This window comes from Microcoleus sp. CAWBG27 (genome assembly GCF_020883145.1).
Classification (GTDB): domain Bacteria; phylum Cyanobacteriota; class Cyanobacteriia; order Cyanobacteriales; family Microcoleaceae; genus Microcoleus.
Genome location: NZ_JAHREU010000059.1, coordinates 28,103 through 49,071, shown reverse-complemented (window position 1 = coordinate 49,071; position 20,969 = coordinate 28,103). Strand labels below are relative to the sequence as shown.

The 20,969-nt window shown below is 45.0% G+C and carries 20 protein-coding genes; 10 read left to right on the top strand and 10 right to left on the bottom strand.

Annotated elements, in window-relative coordinates; all coding sequences use genetic code 11:
• Positions 1–284 precede the first annotated feature (284 nt).
• Positions 285–1,271, top strand: coding sequence for an SGNH/GDSL hydrolase family protein (locus QZ938_RS25565; protein WP_293354085.1), 987 nt, complete (start codon positions 285–287; stop codon positions 1,269–1,271).
• Between the two features lie 352 nt (positions 1,272–1,623).
• Here QZ938_RS25565 and QZ938_RS25560 read toward each other — a convergent pair whose 3' ends face one another.
• Positions 1,624–2,676, bottom strand: a complete 1,053-nt coding sequence (locus QZ938_RS25560; RefSeq protein WP_293156388.1) for a Gfo/Idh/MocA family oxidoreductase — start codon at positions 2,674–2,676, stop codon at positions 1,624–1,626.
• 228 nt (positions 2,677–2,904) lie between these two features.
• On the opposite strand from QZ938_RS25560, the gene QZ938_RS25555 reads away from it, so the two are divergent.
• Both QZ938_RS25555 and QZ938_RS25550 read left to right on the top strand, forming a co-directional pair.
• A complete protein-coding gene (locus QZ938_RS25555) occupies positions 2,905–3,093 on the top strand; it encodes a hypothetical protein (protein WP_293156391.1) in 189 nt (62 codons plus the stop codon).
• Positions 3,094–3,205: 112 nt separating this feature from the next.
• The gene (locus tag QZ938_RS25550) at positions 3,206–3,844 is read left to right on the top strand and encodes a PEP-CTERM sorting domain-containing protein (protein WP_293354087.1); all 639 of its coding nucleotides are present in this window, start codon (positions 3,206–3,208) and stop codon (positions 3,842–3,844) included.
• A 34-nt stretch (positions 3,845–3,878) separates the two neighbouring features.
• On the opposite strand, the gene QZ938_RS25545 is transcribed toward QZ938_RS25550, so the two are convergent.
• The 3 genes from QZ938_RS25545 to def form a co-directional block, all read right to left on the bottom strand.
• Entirely contained in the window at positions 3,879–5,216 is a 1,338-nt protein-coding gene (locus tag QZ938_RS25545; protein WP_293354089.1) for a PrsW family glutamic-type intramembrane protease, read from the bottom strand.
• A 474-nt stretch (positions 5,217–5,690) separates the two neighbouring features.
• On the bottom strand, positions 5,691–5,894 hold the full coding sequence (locus tag QZ938_RS25540) for a hypothetical protein (protein ID WP_363318893.1): 204 nt from the start codon (positions 5,892–5,894) through the stop codon (positions 5,691–5,693).
• On the bottom strand, positions 5,891–6,451 hold the full coding sequence (def, locus tag QZ938_RS25535) for a peptide deformylase (protein ID WP_293340312.1): 561 nt from the start codon (positions 6,449–6,451) through the stop codon (positions 5,891–5,893). The genes QZ938_RS25540 and def overlap by 4 nt, the downstream gene beginning before the upstream one ends.
• A gap of 101 nt (positions 6,452–6,552) precedes the next feature.
• Between def and QZ938_RS25530 the strand changes: the two genes are divergently transcribed.
• On the top strand, positions 6,553–7,065 hold the full coding sequence (locus QZ938_RS25530) for a DUF1648 domain-containing protein (protein WP_293354091.1): 513 nt from the start codon (positions 6,553–6,555) through the stop codon (positions 7,063–7,065).
• A 93-nt stretch (positions 7,066–7,158) separates the two neighbouring features.
• On the opposite strand, the gene QZ938_RS25525 is transcribed toward QZ938_RS25530, so the two are convergent.
• Positions 7,159–7,614 carry an aspartyl protease gene (locus tag QZ938_RS25525; protein ID WP_293156406.1) on the bottom strand — a complete coding sequence of 152 codons (456 nt, stop codon included), beginning with the start codon at positions 7,612–7,614 and terminating at the stop codon, positions 7,159–7,161.
• Positions 7,615–7,695: 81 nt separating this feature from the next.
• Entirely contained in the window at positions 7,696–8,889 is a 1,194-nt protein-coding gene (locus QZ938_RS25520) for a transposase (protein WP_293156409.1), read from the bottom strand.
• Positions 8,890–9,088: 199 nt separating this feature from the next.
• Between QZ938_RS25520 and QZ938_RS25515 the strand changes: the two genes are divergently transcribed.
• Both QZ938_RS25515 and QZ938_RS25510 read left to right on the top strand, forming a co-directional pair.
• Positions 9,089–10,384 carry a pentapeptide repeat-containing protein gene (locus QZ938_RS25515; protein ID WP_293354143.1) on the top strand — a complete coding sequence of 432 codons (1,296 nt, stop codon included), beginning with the start codon at positions 9,089–9,091 and terminating at the stop codon, positions 10,382–10,384.
• 97 nt (positions 10,385–10,481) lie between these two features.
• The gene (locus QZ938_RS25510; RefSeq protein WP_293354093.1) at positions 10,482–11,630 is read left to right on the top strand and encodes a mannosyltransferase family protein; all 1,149 of its coding nucleotides are present in this window, start codon (positions 10,482–10,484) and stop codon (positions 11,628–11,630) included.
• A 167-nt stretch (positions 11,631–11,797) separates the two neighbouring features.
• On the opposite strand, the gene QZ938_RS25505 is transcribed toward QZ938_RS25510, so the two are convergent.
• Positions 11,798–12,436 (bottom strand): TenA family protein, encoded by a 639-nt coding sequence (locus tag QZ938_RS25505; protein WP_293354095.1) that lies wholly within the window; start codon positions 12,434–12,436, stop codon positions 11,798–11,800.
• Positions 12,437–12,489: 53 nt separating this feature from the next.
• Here QZ938_RS25505 and QZ938_RS25500 point away from each other — a divergent pair, with 53 nt between their 5' ends.
• Entirely contained in the window at positions 12,490–14,427 is a 1,938-nt protein-coding gene (locus QZ938_RS25500; protein ID WP_293354097.1) for a hypothetical protein, read from the top strand.
• 55 nt (positions 14,428–14,482) lie between these two features.
• Complete coding sequence (locus QZ938_RS25495; RefSeq protein WP_293354099.1) at positions 14,483–15,451, top strand: glycosyltransferase family 2 protein; 969 nt, start codon at positions 14,483–14,485, stop codon at positions 15,449–15,451.
• Positions 15,452–15,524: 73 nt separating this feature from the next.
• On the opposite strand, the gene QZ938_RS25490 is transcribed toward QZ938_RS25495, so the two are convergent.
• Both QZ938_RS25490 and QZ938_RS25485 read right to left on the bottom strand, forming a co-directional pair.
• Entirely contained in the window at positions 15,525–16,433 is a 909-nt protein-coding gene (locus QZ938_RS25490; RefSeq protein WP_293354101.1) for a DMT family transporter, read from the bottom strand.
• Positions 16,434–16,502: 69 nt separating this feature from the next.
• Positions 16,503–16,694, bottom strand: a complete 192-nt coding sequence (locus tag QZ938_RS25485; protein WP_293354103.1) for a hypothetical protein — start codon at positions 16,692–16,694, stop codon at positions 16,503–16,505.
• A gap of 566 nt (positions 16,695–17,260) precedes the next feature.
• On the opposite strand from QZ938_RS25485, the gene QZ938_RS25480 reads away from it, so the two are divergent.
• Together QZ938_RS25480 and QZ938_RS25475 are read left to right on the top strand one after the other, a co-directional pair.
• Entirely contained in the window at positions 17,261–18,787 is a 1,527-nt protein-coding gene (locus QZ938_RS25480) for a PLP-dependent aminotransferase family protein (RefSeq protein WP_293354105.1), read from the top strand.
• Positions 18,788–18,975: 188 nt separating this feature from the next.
• The gene (locus QZ938_RS25475; protein WP_293354107.1) at positions 18,976–19,575 is read left to right on the top strand and encodes a glutathione S-transferase family protein; all 600 of its coding nucleotides are present in this window, start codon (positions 18,976–18,978) and stop codon (positions 19,573–19,575) included.
• 209 nt (positions 19,576–19,784) lie between these two features.
• Here the strand turns inward: QZ938_RS25475 and QZ938_RS25470 are convergent, their stop codons facing one another.
• Positions 19,785–20,822 carry a bifunctional transcriptional activator/DNA repair enzyme AdaA gene (locus tag QZ938_RS25470; protein ID WP_293354109.1) on the bottom strand — a complete coding sequence of 346 codons (1,038 nt, stop codon included), beginning with the start codon at positions 20,820–20,822 and terminating at the stop codon, positions 19,785–19,787.
• Positions 20,823–20,969: the final 147 nt, after the last annotated feature.

The window sequence follows — 20,969 nt, the reverse complement described above, 5'->3', positions numbered from 1 at the left end:
CGCTTTCAATATTTTGTTGAAAGCTTTGAGAGATACCTCCCTGACAGGAGAGCTTGCTGCTTTTTCTGTTTTGCCATACACGGCTATTCTGGGCTTAGTCCGGGATTTACCGGGTTAAATGTATCTGTCAACGCTCAAGTACTCCAACAAATCTTAAGACGACTGGAGACAGCTTTTGTGGATATGCAGCGCAAAGGAATGGGCGATTCGGTTGACTCAATCGCGCGACCAAGTTGCTAAAACCCCGAATTCAGCAGCAGTTTTTCGTTTTCGATCGAGGTTAATTGTTAAAAGTTGTTCTGATCGTTTTGGGCCTCACCGCAGGATTGTGGGCGACAATCGAAGTGCTGCTGCGCGTGTTGCTGGGTTTTGGCAATCCCTTGATTTATATTGCCGATGCTGAGTGTGGCTATTTGTTGGCGCCGAACCAGAGGGTGCGCCGCTTGGGCAACCGGATCGAGATTAACGAGTATTCGATGCGTAGTGGAGCGATCGCCCCAAGTCCCAAACCCGAAACTCTGCGCGTCTTGCTGTTGGGTGATTCTGTCGCCAACGGCGGTTGGTGGACAGATCAGACAGATACCATCTCGGAAATTATGGTTCGGCAGTTGAGGCTGCAAGTACAGAATCTGACGAGCGATTCACAATCAGGTGCAAAAGTCAACTATTCGGATGTTGAAGTTCTCAACGCTTCAGCCAATTCTTGGGGGCCGAGGAATCAACTTGCTTATGCGAAGCGGTTTGGTGTTTTTGGAGCAAAGGTTTTGGTGTTGCTGCTGAATACGGACGATTTGTTTGCATCGGCTCCCTGTGCTGAAGTTGTGGGGCGCGATCGATCTTATCCCGATCGCCAACCTCGATCGGCGACACTAGAGTTATTGAGCCGCTACCTGCTACCAACACAGCCGGCTCGCCAATTAGCAGCACCAGCAGCCGAAAGCGATGTAGTCTGCTGCAACTTAGAAGCTATTCGCCAAATCCAGAAAATAGCAGTATCCGCCAACGTCAAGTTTTTGCTAGCCGTGACGCCCAAGCGGGGCGAATTCGGCGACTCTGGCTCTCGCGACTGGGAAATCAAGGCTAGAGAGCGTCTCGCCGAACTCGTCGAACGCGAGAAAATTACTTACATAGATTTTCTTCCCATTTTCAATTGTGCGGCTCAAATTTCAACTTTGTATAGAGACAGCATTCACCTCAGTCCTCAAGGAAATCAGCTAGTTAGCAAAACCATCAGCCGTCAAATAGTCGCTGTTTTTTCACCTAAATTGTAATTTGAGTCAAAAACAGATACTTCCCATACTTAGATTGTAGAGAACCGAAAATTTCAATTTTAGTTCAAGCCCTCAGATTCATCTTTGGAATCAATTCTTTCATCTCAAATCTCAGATTTCAAATCGACTGTTGCATCCCCCAATAGAGGATAGGAGTCAATCTCAAATTGAAAATTGAAAATCTCAAATCGACTGTTTAAGCCCTCAGATTCACGGAGTTGCAAGTCAATCTCAAATTGAAAATCTCAAATCGACTTACATCGAATCCGGTTGCACCCGAACAGTTACCCTCTTCAACGAACAACCAACCCAAACTGTAGAAGCACCCGGAAACGACACAATTTTTGTCGATTTAGCTAACTTGCAAACTAGACTCTAGCTCTTTGGGATACCAAGCTTGACCGTCGAGAGCCATTTGCTCGATCGAACTTGCAAGCCGAAGAGCTTTGAGAGCTTGTTCTCCTCCCACAGAAGGCTGGTTGCCACCCCGCACGCAATTAATAAAATGCTCCAATTCTGCGTGGAGCGGTTCAATATTGCTGGTGTAGACTTTCTCGATCAACCCATCTTGACGGTAAAGCACCTGACCGTAATCCGTCACGTAATTGGCGGTTGTTTGTCGGTGAATCAAGATTTCGTTGTTGAGAAAATCTGCCTCTGTCAAAGAATTTTTGCAGTGAGCCGCGATTGAACGCAGTTTGCGATGCGTCACCTTGCTGGCAGTCAGAGTGGCGACAATGCCGTTAGCAAAGTTCAGCGTCGCTGTCACGTAGTCTAAATAACCTGAATCTGAGGCCCTGCTGCCAGTGGCCGTCAGCTTCACCACTGAAGAATCTGCCAATTCCAAGAGCAAGTCGATGTCATGGATCATTAAATCCAAAACTACCGATACGTCGTTGGCCCGATCGGAATAGGGACTCATCCGGTGAGCTTCCAATGCCAGTAATTCTTCAGTTTTCAGCACTTTGCCGAGTTCCTGAAAAGCTGGATTGAAGCGCTCGATGTGACCCACTTGTAAAATCCGGTGGGCTTCAGCAGCCGCATTGACCAAAGATTCGGCTTCAGCAATGCTAGCCGCGATCGGCTTTTCAATTAAAACGTGAACCCCTGCTTGGAGACAAGACATCCCCACAGGGTGGTGCAGGCGAGTTGGAACGGCGACGCAAACTGCGTCTACGTGGGCGAGCAAATCCCGGTAGTCTTCAAAGAAGCGAACCCGGTATTTGCTTGCTACATCAATTCCCCGCTCTACATTTATATCTGCAACACCCACGAGCTCGATATCTTTGAGCAAGCTCAGAACTCGCGTGTGGTGCTGCCCCATATTGCCAACTCCAATAACCCCAATGCGGAGGGGTTCGAGTTGACTTCGCTGACCGAAAACATTTCCGTATCCCAATGACATCCTATCTAGCACTCCTGGATTCTCCTCCACCACAGGAATCAAGCCCGTTGGCTTCCCGATCGACTCACAGCCATCCAGATAGTACCACAGTCAAACTATTTGTGAAGAATTTCTAAGACAAGTGAAGAAGAAACAGGGAAGAAGGCAGGCGACAGAAGGCAGACTGCAAAAGGCAGTAGGAACCCGATCCCTTTTCAGGGAATTGGGTATTGACAAAAGCACTAAAATATGGTGTTTGAATCTGTGAAGCATAGCTATCCCGATCGTGAATCGCCCGCCACATCGCCACAATACAAACCGATCGGCATATTTTTCCAGGACGATCGAACATTTCTCTTGTTTTGGCAAAAAATTCCCAGTCAACAAGTAGCAAATAATACAAATTTGGGAGAAATCGCATCCGTAGTAATTCGATAGTGAGATTGGGCAATCTTTGAATTCAAAAGAATTTATGTTAAGAATGCGGAGACTTACTGGCGATCGCTGTCTGCAACAAACTAAACTTAAGTAAAATCTGATGAGGCCGACTATGAATCAAAAACAAAGACAGAGATTAGGAAGTGCGATCGCCAGCACAATTTTAAGTTTCGCAGCGGTGTCAGTGGCAGCAGTTGAGAAAGCACAAGCAGCCGTTCTCACCTACAATTTTCAAGTGGAAAAGGGTGGAGGTAGTGGTTTTTTTAAGTTTAGTGATTCCTCACTGACAGGAATAGGATATGAAAAAATCGCAGTTGGTGAGGGAAGATTTAACACCCCTATCAGGGTCTATAAAGATGACTATGATTTAGCAGGGGCTATAGCTTTATTTAATCAAGGGAATTTTCGCGGACTGCAAGCATCGGGTGTGGAGTATGCGACGACAGAAGAGGCACGAGGAGGGACTGATTACATCAAGTTTCAGAGCAGCGCAACCTGGTATATGGGTACCGAGGAGGCGAGCAATCTTGGTACGTGGGCATCTTATTTCTGGGGGTATGGTGAGACAATAGTTAGCAACAGGAACGGTTATTTGGGCAGAGGTCGTACAATTATCAGCAGTGCGCGGGTTTCTTACACCCTAGTGGATACCGCAGCCGAACCAGTTCCCGAACCAATTACGATCGCAGGGACAGGTTTAGCATTGGTAGGTTTAAGCTGGTTGAAACACAAGAAAAAAATGGCAGCTTGACGCGCGCGACTGTTAACAATTAAGCAGTCAGCAATCATTTTTCGGAAAATATGCGAGTGGCAAAATTTTGCGATCGATTGGGAGACAAAGCCCGAGCTTTCAAAATTGCTGCTACTAAAAACGCATAGGACAAAACTCCCACTAATGCCAGCAAAATTACGCTGACTGCACCTGACGCATTCCATAAAGCGTGAAGTGCGGAAGCGCTAAAATAACCTACACCTAAAATTTGCCAGCGCTTCGTGGGTTTGAGGGCGCTCAAACCGATGAAATATCCCAAATAGCCGCTGTAAGCCATGTGTCCGGCGGCGGAACCCAAAATTCGGGGAATGAGCAACTGCAATCCTACTAATTGTCCGGCTTCGGGCCCTGCTTGCAAGGTGACATTTTGGATAATATGGGGGACGTACTGCCCGAGAGTTTCTAATAGTGTAAAACCGACTGCTGAGGCACTTCCTAACAGGATTCCGTCTAAAGGTTCCCAAATGCCGATGCGATCGCGCCACGGATTTTTTAGCAAATTTCCCAGAAGCATTGCTCCTAAAACGGGCAAGGCTTTCAGTAATTCTTCCATGAGACCCGCCCCGAAGAACATTCTGATCGAAAAAGACAAAAAACTGATTTCTTCGCCTTCTGCGGGCAAGCGACCGGGCAAAATTTCTCTAAATACTAAGATAAATCCAATTAATAAGGGGCTGAGCAAAATCAGAACTGTAGCTAAAGCGGTACCAAGCAATACCCACCACGGCTTGTGTTTGCCGCACAGTTGATAGATAAAGTAGTAAGCGGCACCGGCGAGGTAGGCTGACAGCAGAAAGTTGAATGCTGGGGCATTTCCGACGGCGACAAACATCGACACGACAAAGATAACTGTGGCAATACCTGGATATAAGTAGGCTTTTTGACTTAATTGTTTGCCCGTGGAGGCGATCGGGAATAATTGAGTTAAAGTAAGAGCGTCTTTTTCACTGACCGGAAAATTGCCCGTTTTTGTGGCGGGGAATCCGGGTTTCGTTGGGTTTGGGGTTGCGGGAGATTCAAATATGAATTCTGGGCCGTCTTGGCCGAGACTGATGCGATCGCCTGTTTCTAATGTTTGACAGCCTTCGAGCTTTTGGCCGTTGATATAAGTTCCGTTAGCGCTGTTGAGGTCGCAAATTTGCCATCTCGTCCAATTACCGTGAGTTAAGGGACGGACTGCGGCATGGCGGCGGGAAACCATGCCGTGGGCGATCGACTCTAAAGCTATTTGACAATTGCGATCGCGCCCGATCGCCACTTCTCCATATTCTGAAAGTTGGTACTTGGACGCTGGCCCCGACGCAGCGCCTTTGGCGGGCACTTGTCGCAGAAATCCGATTTCATTAGTCATCAGTCATTAGTTATTTGTTATTTGTTATTTGTTTTTGGTTATTTGTTTTTGGTTATTTGTTTTTGGTTATTTGTTTTTGGTTATTTGTTGTTATTTGTTGTTATTTGTTTTTAGTTGTTGGTTGTTAAGCTGTCACGCATTTAAATTGCATATTCAGGGCGGGCGGGACGCCCAACCCCTACTCCCCACAAAACGGGAAACTGTTTTTTTGACATTCAATTTAAATGCACAACAGCTTACTCATCACTCATCACTCATCACTCATCAGTTATTAGTTATTAGTTGTTAATTATTAGTTATTTGTTGTTTTTGATTGATGCTCGGCGAGCAGTTATTAGTTATTCGTAACAATCAACAACTAACCAGTAACACTCAAGAACTAGAAATCAACAACAAGTAATACAGGCAAACTCACCAATAACCAATAACCAAGAACAACTAACTACTAACAACTAACTAATGACTAATGACTAATCATAAATTTGCTCTGGCATCCTGAACGGCTGCATAGAAAAATATGCCTGTGAGCGGTACGCTGAGGGCGAGGATGATGCCGGTAACTACATTGCCGAGTTGAGCTTCTCCCGAAGACAGCTCAAAGATTGAGCCGACTGCGGCGATCGCAGTGATGCACGAAAGAGCTAACAATAAACCACTTTTTGGAGTTCCTGCCATCATACTGATTTTACTGCCTTAGGCGAAAATTTGTTCTTGACTAATTCTTCATTGAGTGCGAGCTTGTTTTCTACTCTATCTACAAACAGCACTCCGTTGAGGTGATCCATTTCGTGCTGAATTGCCCTCGACAATAAATCTGTCGCTTTCAGGGTTTGCGGGCGGCCGAATTCGTCGCGAAATGACACTTCAATGACTTCTGGGCGTTTGACATCAAAATAGACTCCCGGAATGCTCAAACACCCTTCTTGCAAGATGCAGATATCGCCGCTGCTACTTTTGATGGTGGGGTTGATCAAAACCAATGGGGGTGTGGCGGGATTGTCGGGTTCGCAGTCGAGTACGATTACTTGTTTGTTGACTCCGACTTGGGGGGCGGCCAAACCGATGCCGTCTGCACTGTACATGGTTTGCAGCATTTCTCGGACTAGCTGCCGAATTTCTGCATCGATGCTGCTGACGCGCTTTGCTGGCTGCCGCAGGACGCGATCGCCTAAAGTGTGTATTGTTAGGGGCGGTTTTTCTAACTTTTTCTTTTCAACCAAAACCTGAACCGTCATAAAACCTCGCGAGATGTTTGGAAACCCCCAACGAAAGCGGTTGGGGGATTACATGGGAACCAATACTATTATTTTCAATATTAATCTAATTTTAAGTAGCTATGACTGGAAACGCACCAAACCAACGGCCTGTTATTTCTCTGGGGCTTTCGCCTGTTTTATTGGCGGTAGAGCTTGCGGGGGCGATCGCGATTTTAGTGTCGATTTTGCCGATCGTACAATTTTGGGCGGTTTTGCCCGATCGTATTCCAATTCACTTCGGCTTGGGGGGACAGCCTGATGCTTTGGGCGACAAGGTGATGATTTGGATGCTGCCAGCAGTGGCTGCTATTATTTTTGTGGTTTTAACTGCGGTATCGCGCTATCCACATACTTTTAACTATCCGGTACGGATTACTCAGGAAAATGCGCGCAGACAATATCTCTTGGGGCGAAGCCTTTTGGTTTGGCTGAAGGCGGAGATTTGTTGGTTGTTTGCTTTTATCGTGCGCCAGCAAATTCTTGTGGCTTTGGGGAATGCTCAAACTCTTAGTGTAGAATTGGTCTTTGGGCTAACTTTTGTGATATTTGCGACGGTTAGTGTGTATTTAGTCAGGGCTTATTTGGCTCGCTAGGTGCAAGCAAAATTTTTCATATAAAAAGGTTTGATCCTTCGGACTTTAGTCCGCATTAAGAAGGACTAAAGTCCGAAGGATCAAACCTTTCAACTAAGCCATTAGATATGTTTGCTGATTGTTCATCGGCAATACTCGCAACTGTCTATTTTTCAAATCGGGTTCTAATCCTAGTTCTTCCATCGGAATCACGCCCAGCAAAACAGCGGCAACGCCTTCTGGCAATTCTAAACAATCAAATCTACCTTCTCTGCCTGCTACCATAATTTGAGCGTCGGCAAAAATTCGACCTTTTTTGATGCCAGCCGATGTTTCTACATCTCTTTCTCCTACTTGTATTAAGCCTAACTGGCTAATAATAGGAGCTGGCAAGGAAAGCAGAGTTGCTCCGGTATCGACAACAACATTATTGAGAATAACAGAGCGAACTTCCTCGGCAGAAATAAATCCCCGCTCGGCCATAACTCGATCGATGCGATTCGTGACGGTGATTGTAGTGATTACTTGACCCTTTTGTTTGCCTTGAAGATTGGGGAGTACCAGGGTCATATTATTTTACCTCTTTGAGTGTAATTACTGGATATTTCTATTTTGACACTCCTCGGCAGTCAGGGCGCGAGGATTCTTGGATCAATCAGTCGATTTGCTTGTTGATGCTGCCACCAACGAGTAGAGATCGGTCTGTCCCCAAGCGTTAATTTCGGCGTGCCCCGCCGTATTCAAATTGATTGCTGCCTGCTTCAACCCGAGGGTCAAAATGTTTTTTGCGGCATTGTGGTCGCGATCTAATATCGTACCGCAACAACAAATATGAGTTCTAGTATAAAGTGTTTTCTTGACAGTATTGCCACAGTTTGAGCAGTCTTGAGATGTGTATTGAGGAGCAACAGCAATCACTGTTTTGTCATACACTTTCCCGAAATACTCCAACCATTGAGCAAACAGCGACCATGCTGCATCGCTAATCGATTTGGCAAGCTTATGGTTCTTAACCATATTTTTCACCTGAAGGTCTTCGTGGGCTACGAAATCGTTAGATTTCACTACGCACAGCGCCGTCTTAATGGCGAAGTCTTTACGCTGCCGACTGACTTTCAGGTGTTTTCTTCCTAACTTGTTAAGCGCTTTTTTTTGATTGCTAGAGCCTTTCTTTTTTCGAGAAATCCGCTTCTGCAATCTCTTCAAAGCCTTTTCACTGTTGCGGAGATATCGAGGGTTGGCGACTGTCTCACCGTCACTGTCAGTATAAAAGTGGTTCAATCCCACATCTATTCCAATCGCTTTGCCAGTGCGAATAGGCTCCTCTTTTCGCTCCACGTTGATACAGAATTGGGCGTAGTAGCCGTCAGCACGGCGCACAACTCTGATTCGTTTAATCTCGTCAGGCGCATAGAAATGCAAATCTCGATTGCCGATTAACTTGAACTTCCCAGCAGCAAAACCGTCTTTAAATGTTAGACATCTCTTGTCGGTAGAAAGCGACCAACCCGAAGTTTTATATTCGACCGATCGAGTATGCTTTTTGAACTGCGGGTAGCCTTTTTTCCCATGCTTCTTGGCTTTGCAATTAGCAAAGAAACGTTGGATGGCAAAAATGGCACGTTCAGCGGAGGCTTGACGTGCCATCGAATTAAGCTTACCCGCCCATTCAAACTCTTTTGCCATGATGGCGCATTGTTTGTATAGGTCAACTAGCTTAACTCCTTGATTTTCTGTCCAGTATTTAAGAGTTTTATTTCGGACAAATTGAGCTGTTCTGATCATCTCGTCAACGATCCGATATTGCTGCGCTTTGCCTTTTAATTTAAACTCTATTACTATCATGAGAATAGTCTATCATCTTTACAAGAGTTTTCGCTTGCAAAAGGTGTATATTTCATAATTATTTACGGATTTCGGAAATTAAAGCCGTCCTATAAGGACGGGGCTTTCAACCCATTTTTTTGGTAATGCTATCTAGAATCGTGCTTCGTTGGTTAAAATCGTTTTAGTGACTGCCCAAAATTAGAATTTGCCTCAACGCATGACACCAGAACCGAACTCTCCTCAACCCAATCCTCCAGAGTCCAACGTGACTGTAGAAAGTCTCAACGGTGCGAGCCCTACTGTGCAGCCAGAATCAGCGACAATCGTTGCTACTGCTGAACCGGCAAAACCGCTACCACCGCCACCTCCAACTCGCAAGGTTTTATTGCCGCAGCAGCCTGCACAAACGACTGCTGAGGTGACGGGTTCGGTGCTGACGCTGGCGGCGATCGCCTCGATGATTGTCGGGCTCGCTAACGACAGCATTTGGATCGGCTTATTTGGGGCGATCGGTGCGATCGGCATATCGCTGCGGATGATGTGGCCGAGTTGGGGCAAAATCTGGGTGCAGGTAATTCCGCCGACTTGGCGCACGCTGATCATCTCCTGCTTCGGGCTGTTAGCTGGGATTGTGGGCTTGCTGATGCTCAGCGGTACTAATACTGAACCGGGAAGCCGCAACATCCAAATCAACTGGGATGCTATCGGAGCTCTCGGCGAGTTAATTGGTGCTTTGGGTCAAATTTTGATCGCAATTTTGGGCGTTTACGTGGCTTGGCGCCAGTACGTGATCTCGAAGGATTTGACGATTCAGCAAAATCGCATTACCCAGCAGCAAACGATCGATGCTTATTTTCAAGGGGTTTCCGACTTAGCCCTTGACGAGCAAGGGTTTTTGGAAGATTGGCCGCAGGAAAGGGCGATCGCCGAAGGCCGCACCGCTGCGATTATGAGCAGTGTGGATGCTGAAGGTAAAGCGAAAATTCTGCGGTTTTTGTCGCAGTCGAGACTGATTACTCCTCTGAAGCGCGATCGGCTTTTAGGCCGCCCCATCCTTGACGGCGATGGTGGCTACGCTGAAGACAGAGATCACGGCCTCCGCGTCATCGATTTAAACGTCATGTTAGCGGGTGCTGACCTCGCTGGCACGGATTTACGGTGGACTGAGTTGAGCGAAGCCAACCTTGTCCGGGCCAATCTCAGCAAGTGCGATTTAGTGAAAGCAAACCTCTCGCGCGCTATTCTTTACGACGCCAATCTCGTTCGCGCCGACATTAGAGGCACCAAATTATTCTACGGCTTGGCAGAAACTGCTTCTCCCCGCAGCCGCACGGAATTTGCCAACTATCAAACGGGCGAATATACCGGCGCTGTGGTTGAACGTGCTGATTTCACTGCTGTCAAGCGGCTGTCGGACGAGCAGCGCTATTACTGCTGCGCTTGGTGCGGCTCGAAGTCGCGAGAGACTATTCCCGGCGGCTGCGAAGGTATTCCCAATAAACTGGGACGCTAAAATTAGCAGTACCGCTGTACTTACGTATATATTTGGCGATCGATAGGCAGCCGACTATACTGTAATTTAAAATCAACAGTCTGGTGCTGTTTTAGCGATGACAAATGCTGATTTAGGGTTAGAAGTAAGTCCGCGTCAAGCAGGCACTAAAAGCAGAGACGGGTTAATTTTTGTAATTGCTATGTGGTTGCTGAGCCGATCGGTAATTGCGATCGGGATGCAGCTAATTGCCCCCTTCCTGTACCATCACTCGCTGCTCTACCAGTCTCAGGACTCAACGCCTGTTGTTGCGCGCTTTATTCCCAAAAGTGGCTGGGAGTTGTTCTCCCATTGGGACGGCGGATGGTACACCAAAATCGCTACCCTAGGCTACTCCTACGCCGATGACGGAGAGCAACATTCTGTTGCCTTCTATCCGCTGTTTCCCTTGCTAATTCGGGGGCTGATGGCACTCGGAATGCGATCGGACGTAGCAGGGGTATTAATCAACTCTTTTGCATTTTTGGGCGCATTAGTGCTGATTTATTTTTGGGTAGAACAGCGATACGATACTGGTGTTGCCAAATGGACAACCGCTATGCTAGCTTGGTGTCCGTTCTCGCTATTTTGCACTGTCATGTATACAGAAGGATTGTTTCTGTTTCTGACAGCATCTGCTTTGCGATCTTTTGAGAGGGGCGAGTATATTTGGGCTGCTGTTTGGGGAGCTTTGACAACTGCTACTAGGGGGCCGGGAGTAGCGCTGATACCTACTTTTTTGCTAACAGCTTGGAGGGAAAAAAGACCTCCACTTGCTTATGCTGCTGGTTTTGCTAGCGCTCTTGGCTTGCTTTCATTTAGTCTATATTGTGCTCTTCGTTTTGGAGATGCTTTAGCATTTGTTCACGTTCAAAAGGGATGGGTTCATCCTAGTTGGTTGTATGTATTGAGTCAAGCTCTCAAATTAAATATATCTGCTATCAGTAGAATTCTGATGGTTTTTGGCAGCGTCTACTTGTTGTGGTTTTGTCGCAAGAGGCTTACCAGTATTATTTTGAATTACGGTTTTTGCTCTTTGGCACTGCTGCTTAGTTTCGGAGCTCTGCGATCGGTAAACCGCTACGCTTACGCTATTCTGCCCCTGTCAATAGCTCTCGGGTTGTTGCTAGCAGCTAAGCCTCGTTGGGGTTACGGGTTGATGGGATTGTTTGGTATATTTCTGCTGTATGTTTCCGTCAGATTTGCAGGTTGGCTGTGGGTAGCTTAGGGGCGATAGTTGGGGAGCATCTCTTGAAAAAACTTAATTTACCAGAAAGAATTGGTTGAAAGCCTCTCCCCTTGAGGGAGAAATTAAAATCAGACTATTCATTACTCCAATACTCGGACTTAAAGGTAGAGGTCGCTCTCGAACTGTCAACTGTCAACTGTCAACTGTCAACTGTCAACTGTTGAACGTACCTCCCAAGCTGCCTGAAAAAAGTCTCTTTCGCACAACATAGCGTAGCGATAGGTTGCTTCTACTTCCGGTGTAGATTCGGCATAGCGGTTGACCAAACTTTCCAGCCGTGAAGCTAAAATCTCAAACTCAGGGCTGCTATAGGTGACAATCCAGTCGCTCAAGGCGTGTTTTGGTATATTAGGCTTAGCTAACTGCTGTCCCAAAAAAGCATACAACCGCAAGCAAGGAGTCATCGCCGCTACTGTCAAACCGACACCGCTTCCCCAAGCTGTTGCTAATAAAAAATCCGTGTAGCGGCGGGTAGCAATTCCCGGTTTAGCCTCTTGCAAGTTTACACCCCATTTCGCTGCATATCCTTGATGCAGATGCAATTCTTCTAAAACGCCACTGCCGAGATTGTGGAGGATTTCAAATCCCTCCCAGTCGGGTGCTTTTGCCGCAGCAATGCTGTAAGCGCGGGCAAATGCTCTCAGAAAAAATGCGTCTTGTGCAACGTAATATGCAAAACTTTTTTGGGGGAGGCTGCCGTCAGCAATGCCTCTGACAAAGGGATGTTGCAAGCAAGTTTTGCTTAAATCTTGATTCACTTGCCAAAGATAGTTAGAATTTGTCATATTTTTTTATTTTTAGGTTGTGATTCTAACTTTTAGCACTAGGATTAACTTTGATGATAACAGATATATTTGGTTTGATGCCATTGGTAAGTCTGGGTATTTTTTTCATCGTATTTGAGAAAATAGATAAGTGTTGGCGCAGTGCTATTTTGTCCGCAGCAATTGTTTGGGGAGTTATAGTTGCTTTGTCTACTGAAATTTTGAGTTTATTTAGGTTGCTGACTTTTGAGTGGGTGTTCGGGCTGTGGTTGTTAGCAAATATTCTCGGCTTGATGGTTTATCTAAAATTTAAACCTGTCAAGCCAATTTTTGAGAAAAGTCAAGAGGAGAAATTTTCTAGTGTATTAGTCGGGTTGCTAGGCGGTGTATTATTTATTTTTGCTGCGGTTGGTTTAATTGCTGTAGTTGCACCGCCTAACAATTGGGATTCTATGACTTATCACATGAGTCGGGTTGCTCACTGGATGCAAAACCGCAGTGTCGAGCATTATCCCACTTCTTACGTGCCGCAGTTGTATCACCCGCCTGGGGCTGAGTTTGCGATTATGCACTTTCAGATTTTAAGCGGGGGCGATCGCTTTGCTAATTTGGTACAGTGGTTGAGTATGGTGGGAAGTGCGATCGCAGTTTCTTTAATTGCTAACCAACTGGGCGCTAATCTCCGGGGTCAGGTTTTTGCTGCTGTTTTTGCTGCGACTTTGCCGATGGGTATCCTCCAGGGTTCTAGCACTCAAAACGATTATGCTGTATGTTTCTGGGTAGTGTGTTTTGTTTCCTGCGGTTTAGCCGGACTCTCCGCAGGCATAACTGGGATTAATACTTTCAAAATCGGTGCGAGTTTGGGTCTGGCTCTCTTGACAAAAACGACAGCTTATATATTTTGTTTGCCTTTTATTATTTGGTTTGTTGTAGGAGGAATTCAAGGTTTTCGGGGAAAAATGCTGCCACCTATTTTGATAATAGCTGGTGTGACTTTTGCATTGAATGTCGGTCACTTTTGGCGAAATTATGATTTGTTCGGTTATGCGATCGGAGCGCCTGAAAGTTTTACAAAAGAATATAAAATTCAAGCAATTACCCTGCCAACTTTCCTATCAAATATCATTAGAAATTTAGGTATGCAAGCGGGTACGAGGATCTCCCGAATTAACGGTTTGATCGTGGGAGTGATTAACGTGCTGCACCGAATACTGGGGGTAGCGACCAACGACCCGCGCATCACTTGGCCTCCCGGACAAGTATTTGCGATCGCCACACCCTCATTTAATGAAAATACAGCGACCAATCCCATTCACTTTTGGCTAATATTTGCCAGCCTTACACTTATATTAAAAAATCCTATTTGGCAAAAAACAAAAATAGTGATAATTTATTTGATTGCTGTAATAATGACATTTTTGCTTCTCTGTTTGCTTCTGAAATTACAACCTTGGCAGAGCCGCCACCACCTGTCAATATTTGTATTATTTTCGCCAATATTTGGATTGGTACTATCGCAATTGTCAAATCATAAAAACGCAAATTATCTGGTGGCAATTCTGATTTTCATGTCGCTCCCTTGGATTTTTCACAACAACTTTAGACCTCTCGTGGGAGATAGTAACATTTTTAATAGCAGCAGACACGATCTTTACTTTACAAGCCGCCCGAATATCGAGGTTGCTTACGATACAGCAGTAGATTTTGTTAAAGCTCAAAACTGCACGAATATAGGACTTTCTTTTTGGGCTAAAAATGGCTGGGAATATCCCTTGTGGGTGATGTTTCCAGAGCCGGGAAAACCAGCACCTCGTATTGAACATATTTCTACTATCGATCCTGTTGTCAAGCAAAAATTAAATTCCGAACCTTACAAAGGTTTTATCCCTTGTGCGATAATTTACCAGTCTACAAAAAATGACGGCAGACAAGGAAAAGAGATCATCGTCAAGAATCAAACTTACCTACAAAAATGGTCGATGGAGCCGCTGAGCGTGTTTGTGAAAAAATAAAGTTTTGATTTATTTGATTTAACCGTTGACACCAGATTTTACAACACAAACTGAGATGAACAATATACCTAAGTATTCCTTGATAATTCCCATCTACAATGAAGAAGAAAATCTCCCCGAATTGTACCGACGAATTAGTGCTGTGATGGATCGAATGGACGGCGCTGTAGAATTAATTTTAATCAATGATGGCAGCCGCGATCGCTCTTTGGAAATTTTGCGAGATTTGCACGAAAAAGACTCGCGAATTTGTTACCTTAGTTTTGCCCGCAATTTCGGCCACCAAATAGCTGTAACTGCTGGGTTAAACTTTTCTAGCGGTCAAGTTGCAGTCATCATGGACGGCGATTTGCAAGACCCGCCAGAGCTAATTCTAGATATGGTAGAACAGTGGCGGCTCGGGTATCAAGTTGTTTACGCTCAGCGCACCCAACGCCGTCAAGAAGGTTGGTTTAAGCGCTTGCCTGCTTATATGTATTATCGCATTTTGCGGAATCTTGCTGATGTGGATATTCCCATAGATACGGGGGATTTTTGTTTGATGGATCGGTGTGTAGTGGATGTGCTCAATGCTATGCCAGAACGCAATCGCTACATTCGGGGACTGCGGGCTTGGATTGGTTTCAAACAAACTGCGGTTAAGTTTGAACGAGATCCGCGTTTTGCTGGCGATGTTAAGTATACCTTCAGCAAATCTTTTGCTTTGGCGATGAACGGTTTAGTCTCTTTTTCAAAGGTTCCTTTGCAACTGTCGATTTATTTGGGTTTATTTTCGGCTTTGGTGTCTGTTTTAATGGCTTTTCTGGTTTTGTACTGGCGTCTTTTCTCTCCGGGTGCGGCATTAACTGGTTTGACAATTATAATTATGGCGGTTTTCTTTTTGGGTGCGGTGCAGTTGGTGAGTATTGGGATTTTGGGCCAGTATATTGGGCGGATTTACGAGGAAGTGAAGGGCAGGCCACTTTATACGCTGGCTGAAGTTGCTGGTTTTGCCGATCGCCAAAACAAACAAAAATCATCTTAAATCTTGCCTAAATCGTCTAATTTGTGTTATGAGTTAAACATCGCCCCCCACGCTAATTTCCTGCACATCACAATCACAAATTTGCTGCCTGCTTAATTGATGCTTTTTTACCCGCTGCGACGCAGGCTACCACTAAACAAGCGCTGCCTAGGGCGATCGGCTCAACAGTTTCACCAAGCAAAATAGCCGATGCTAGGATAGTCAAAAATGGTTGCAATAGCTGAATTTGCCCTACCCTAGCAACTCCGCCAATGGCCATCCCCTCATACCAGGCAAAAAATGCTACAAATTGACTGACACAACTCACATAGGCAAAACCCAACCACGCCGTCGGTGCAGCGACTAATCCTTGTTTTAAAACTACAAATATTGTCGGCAAAACCTCGAAGGGAGCGATAACTATCAATGCCCAACAGATAACTTGCCATCCACCTAAAGTTTTAGCTAATCGCCCACCTTCGGCGTAACCAAAAGCAGCAGCAATGACTGAGGCAAATAAAGCTAAATCGGCGGGTTGTAGTTGCCCTGCACCACTAATAATTCCAAAACAAACAACAGTTAAACTTCCGGCGATACTAGCAACCCAAAACCGAAAAGATGGCCGATCGCCCGATCGCAAAACTCCCCCTATTGCTGTTGCCAATGGCAAGATTCCCAATACTACAGCACCGTGGGCCGCAGGTACTCGCTGCATTGCCCAGGCTGATAATAGCGGAAATCCGACAACCACTCCCAATCCGACAACTAATAAACTCCACAATTGCCGTTTAGAGGGAATAGGCTGATGTGTTATTTTTAAAGTGACAGCTGCTAGTATAGCTGCTACTAATCCGCGTCCTAAGCCTACAAAAATAGGGTCTAAATCCTGTACAGCGGCTCTGGTTGCTGGTAGTGTTAAGCTGAATCCAACTACGCCTAGAAAACCGTAAATTAGCCCGATTGTTTCTCGATCGAATTGATTGTATTTCCAGTATAACTTCATTTTTTACCTGTGGCTCAGAATTAGGGATGCCCAATCTATAATCTAGAATCTCGTGGCTGGGATTTTGTCTTAACATAATGTCAGAATTAGCGGCATATTGTTGAGAGCGGAGATGACAGCAAAGTTTTTGCTCGGTGGAAGCGATATTTTTTCTGGACTGTGCAAGATGATGTCCTGTTTGTCAACTGTAATCCAAGCAATTCCTGACAAGACTTGAACTTCTCGATGAGTTTGAGGCAACCTGTACACCTCGTTTTTCATGAGGATTATGCGATCCTTTTCGATGGCTGGGCTAACGGGCGCTGAGCATTCGGAATATCTTTGAAGCATAGCATCTCCTTGATAATTAACAATCAAAAAGTCACAAATTTTCCCTCAATATCCTAGGAACGGGTTAAATATAGCCTTTCTCAAAAAGATGAGGTATGACTGACAGCTTATATAACCGCTTAGACAAAGAGGGCTGAAGCCCAACAACATACCTCACCTATCTGAGAAGGGCTATAAGTTCCTTGAAAACTGCAAATTATCCCTAAGGTTGTGTTCCCACAACCAACTTGCTAGATGAGCAAGCGAACTCTTAAACTTGCACTCCTAAAAAACGCTTTTTACAAAAGCATTTTGCTCTCAAATAGAAGTATTAATTCACTTTAATCAAAAAACTGGAATCTGTGAAGATACGGTTTGGGAAACTTTGAGCGGTACAGTTTCTCAGTCCACCAACTGTTTTGGTAAAATATCTGAAAACTGTACTGGGCCATTGGACAGAGTAATCGTTTATAGTGTGGCTGTAGCGGTTTTCGGTTAGGACACGGTAGAGCTGTGTCTTGTATTTTATTGAATTGAAAATTGCGATCGCCCTGTACTGTCACGATCGAATATGTGCTGTGAAAATACCCCTAGACAGACAATCTCCCAAACCGATTTACTTGCAGATTCGCGATCGCCTCAAGCGACTGATCCAGTCTGGGACATTACCACCTGGACAACGCTTGCCTTCCATTCGATCGCTAGCTAACACCTTGCAAGTGGCCCGATTGACAGTCATTGAAGCTTACGGCGTTTTAGAAGCAGATAGCTTGATTTATGCTCGCCAAGGCTCAGGATACTTTGTCAGCCATCAAACAGTGCCCACCCCGAGACTGGGAACAGCTTTTCCGTCCCTTCAAGATGCGATCGTCCCAGACAAAGATGGAGGCCGTTTTTGCGATAGCTTCTTGGCTTCAATTCAGGTACAATCGCAAACAGGAATTACTGACTTTAGCTCGGGTTTTCCCCGTCCTTGGGGATTGCAAGACTTGCAAAAAATCGCCAGACGAGCCGTCACCGAAGCCGGAGATACACTCTTCAGATACGGTTTTCCTGGGGGACAGCCGATTTTGCAGCAACAAATTGCTCAAATGTTGGTGCAACAAGGACTCGATGTTGCTCCAGAACAATTGATTCTGACTAACGGATCTCAGCAGGGATTGTCTTTAGCGATGCGTCACTATGTCCGATCGGGCGATCGGGTAATTGTAGAAGCACCAACTTATCACGGAGCAGTTGCTATTTTAGAAGATATTGGAGCCAAAATTGTCGGCATTCCCATGACGGTCGAAGGGATGAATTTAGCTATCCTAGAATCTTGTCTCCAGACTCACCGCCCTAAATTAATTTACACGATCAGCACGCTCCACAATCCTACTGGGCTGACAACTTCTCAAACTCATCGCCAGCAGTTATTAGCATTAGCCAGTCAATATGAATGCGCCATTTTAGAAGATAACGCCTACGAAGGACTAAATTTTCAGCCTGTTCCTGCACCTATCAAAGCCTTTGACCAGCAAAACCTGGTAACATATATTGGAACTTTCTCCAAAACTCTAATCCCAGGCCTGCGAGTTGGTTGGATTATCGTTCCAGATGTCGAATATCAGGCTATTATGAGACAAAAATTATTGCACGATTTTCACGTATCAACTATTTCTCAGGCAATAGTTAGTGAATATCTGGCTTCCGGTCATTACCGCCGACATTTGAATCAGATTCGGATGCAAAACTTGCAGAGTCGAAATGCCATGCTGCAAGCTTTGGAGCGTTACTTCCCCCAGGAAGCCAGTTGGACAGTCCCTGAAGGGGGATTGTTTTTGTGGGTACATTTACCGAATTGCTTATCAGTGCAAAAGATTTGTCAAGAGGCTTTATCTCAAGGTATTTTGATTGCTTGCGGTAGAGCATTTTTCGCCGATCGCAAAGGCTATCCAGCAATGCGATTGAATTTCTCTCTTTTGCCTGAAGAAATTGAGCGGGGTATCGCTATTGTTGGTAAGTTACTCCAGCGACATATGATATCGAATCTGAAAGCAGTATGAACTATGCGGACTGAAGTCCGCACTACGAACCTTATTTATTGCGGACTGAAGTCCGCACTACGAACCTTATTTATTGCGGACTGAAGTCCGCACTACGAACCTTATTTATTGCGGACTGAAGTCCGCACTACGAACCTTATACTTTCTCGATCTGTGTAATTTGCGGTTAGTTCAAAACAAGGATAATTATGTTCAAACTCTACGAATATTCGCCCTCAGGCAATTGCTATAAAGTTCGCTTGCTCTTAACTCAACTCAATATTCCATTCGATCGCACAGAAATTAATATTCTGCAAAAAGAAAGTCGCACAGCCGAATTTTTGGTCAAAAATCCCAATGGCCGCATTCCGGTTTTAGAGATTGCACCGGGTAAGTTTCTGTTTGAATCGAATGCGATTATGTTTTACTTGAGCGAAGAAACTGAGTTTTTCCCCACCGATAAATTTGAACGCGCTCAAGTGATGCAGTGGTTGTTTTTTGAACAGTACAGTCACGAACCTTTTATTGCAACTTCTCGTTTTTGGTATTTGACAGGGAAAGCACAGGAATATCAAGATGCACTGCAACAGAAACAAGCACCGGGTTATGCTGCTTTGGGGGTGATGGAACAGCATTTAGAAAAAAATGACTTTTTTGCGGGCGATCGCTATTCTATTGCTGATATCGGTTTATTTGCTTACACTCACGTTGCTGGGGAAGGCGGATTTGATTTGACGGGGTTTCCGGCAATTAAAACTTGGATTGAGCGAATCAAGAATCAGCCTCGATATATAGCCCTTCTCAGATAGGTGAGGTACGTTGTTGGGCTTCAGCCCTCTTACAGTGATTAAAGAAAACAGGCTCCAATGAACAATGACTATATCATAATACGATTCAGATCGGAGATTCCAACAAGGAAAGGAAAAGAGATGCTCTTGCCTGCTTGCAGAATAGTTGACAAAACAAGCCAAACACTTGTCTTGTAACAAGAGTTTTTATAAATAGTATGAATTCAGCATCAACGATTCTTTGCTTCCAGATCGAGCAACCATTGTTTTCGCCATAAACCACCCGCGTAACCTGTTAATGTGCCATCAGATCCAATTACTCGATGACAAGGAATCACAATACAAATTCTGTTCCTGCCGTTAGCATTTGCCACCGCACGAACAGCTTGAGGATTTTTCAATGCTGAAGCTTGTTGTTGGTACGAACAAGTTGCACCGTAGGGAATATTTTGTAACTCTTGCCAAACTGCCTGCTGAAATTCCGTTCCCGGTGTGAATAGCGGCACTGAAAACTCTTTTCGCTGGCCTGCAAAATACTCATTGAGTTGTAGTTGCAACAAATCAAAATGTTTGTTTGTGCCTTGCAGTACAGTCGCATCTAAAAGTTTAGTCAATGACTCAAACTGCCTCTCAATCATTTTGCGATCGCTAAATTCTAAAAGGCAAATACCTTGGGCAACTGCACAGGCGAACATAGTTCCTAAGGGAGTTTCCAATCTAGTAAGATCTATTACTTGTTTGGTTTTGCTATTTGATGGCGACACGCCCAAAATAGATTTAAATGAATCGTTAAAACCGCTGAGCGATTCATAGCCGCTATCGTAGGCTGTAGCAGTAACTGTTTCGCCATTTTGGATTTTCTTAAAAGCTGAATTTATCCGCAACATTCTTTGGTAAGCATGAAAAGTAATGCCGTGATTCTTCAAAAACCAACGGCGGATTTGACTTGGCTCAATGCCTCGGGAAGCCAAATCCAAATCTGTCAATTTTGTGGCGGGATTGTTGCCGATTTCGCGTAGAATAGCTTGAATGCGATCGGGTGTTGCATTCAGCATTTCCAAAGGTTTGCAAACCTTACAGGCTCTGTAACCGTGAAGTATCGCTTCTTTAGCAGTTGGGAAAAATTCTACATTTTCTTTTTTAGGTTTCCGTGCCGTACAAGTTGGGCGACAAAAGATACCAGTGGTTTTTACTGCTGCAAAAAAAGTCCCTTCCCAGGAAACATCTTTGTCAACAAGTGCTCGATACATTAAATCATCTGTCAGCATATTTTTTGGGCAATATGGTTCGTAGTGAGGACTTTAGTCCGCATTTTCAAGAACTTGCATTCAATATGGTTCGTAGTGAGGACTTTAGTCCGCATTTTCAAGAACTTGCATTCAATATGGTTCGTAGTGAGGACTTTAGTCCGCATT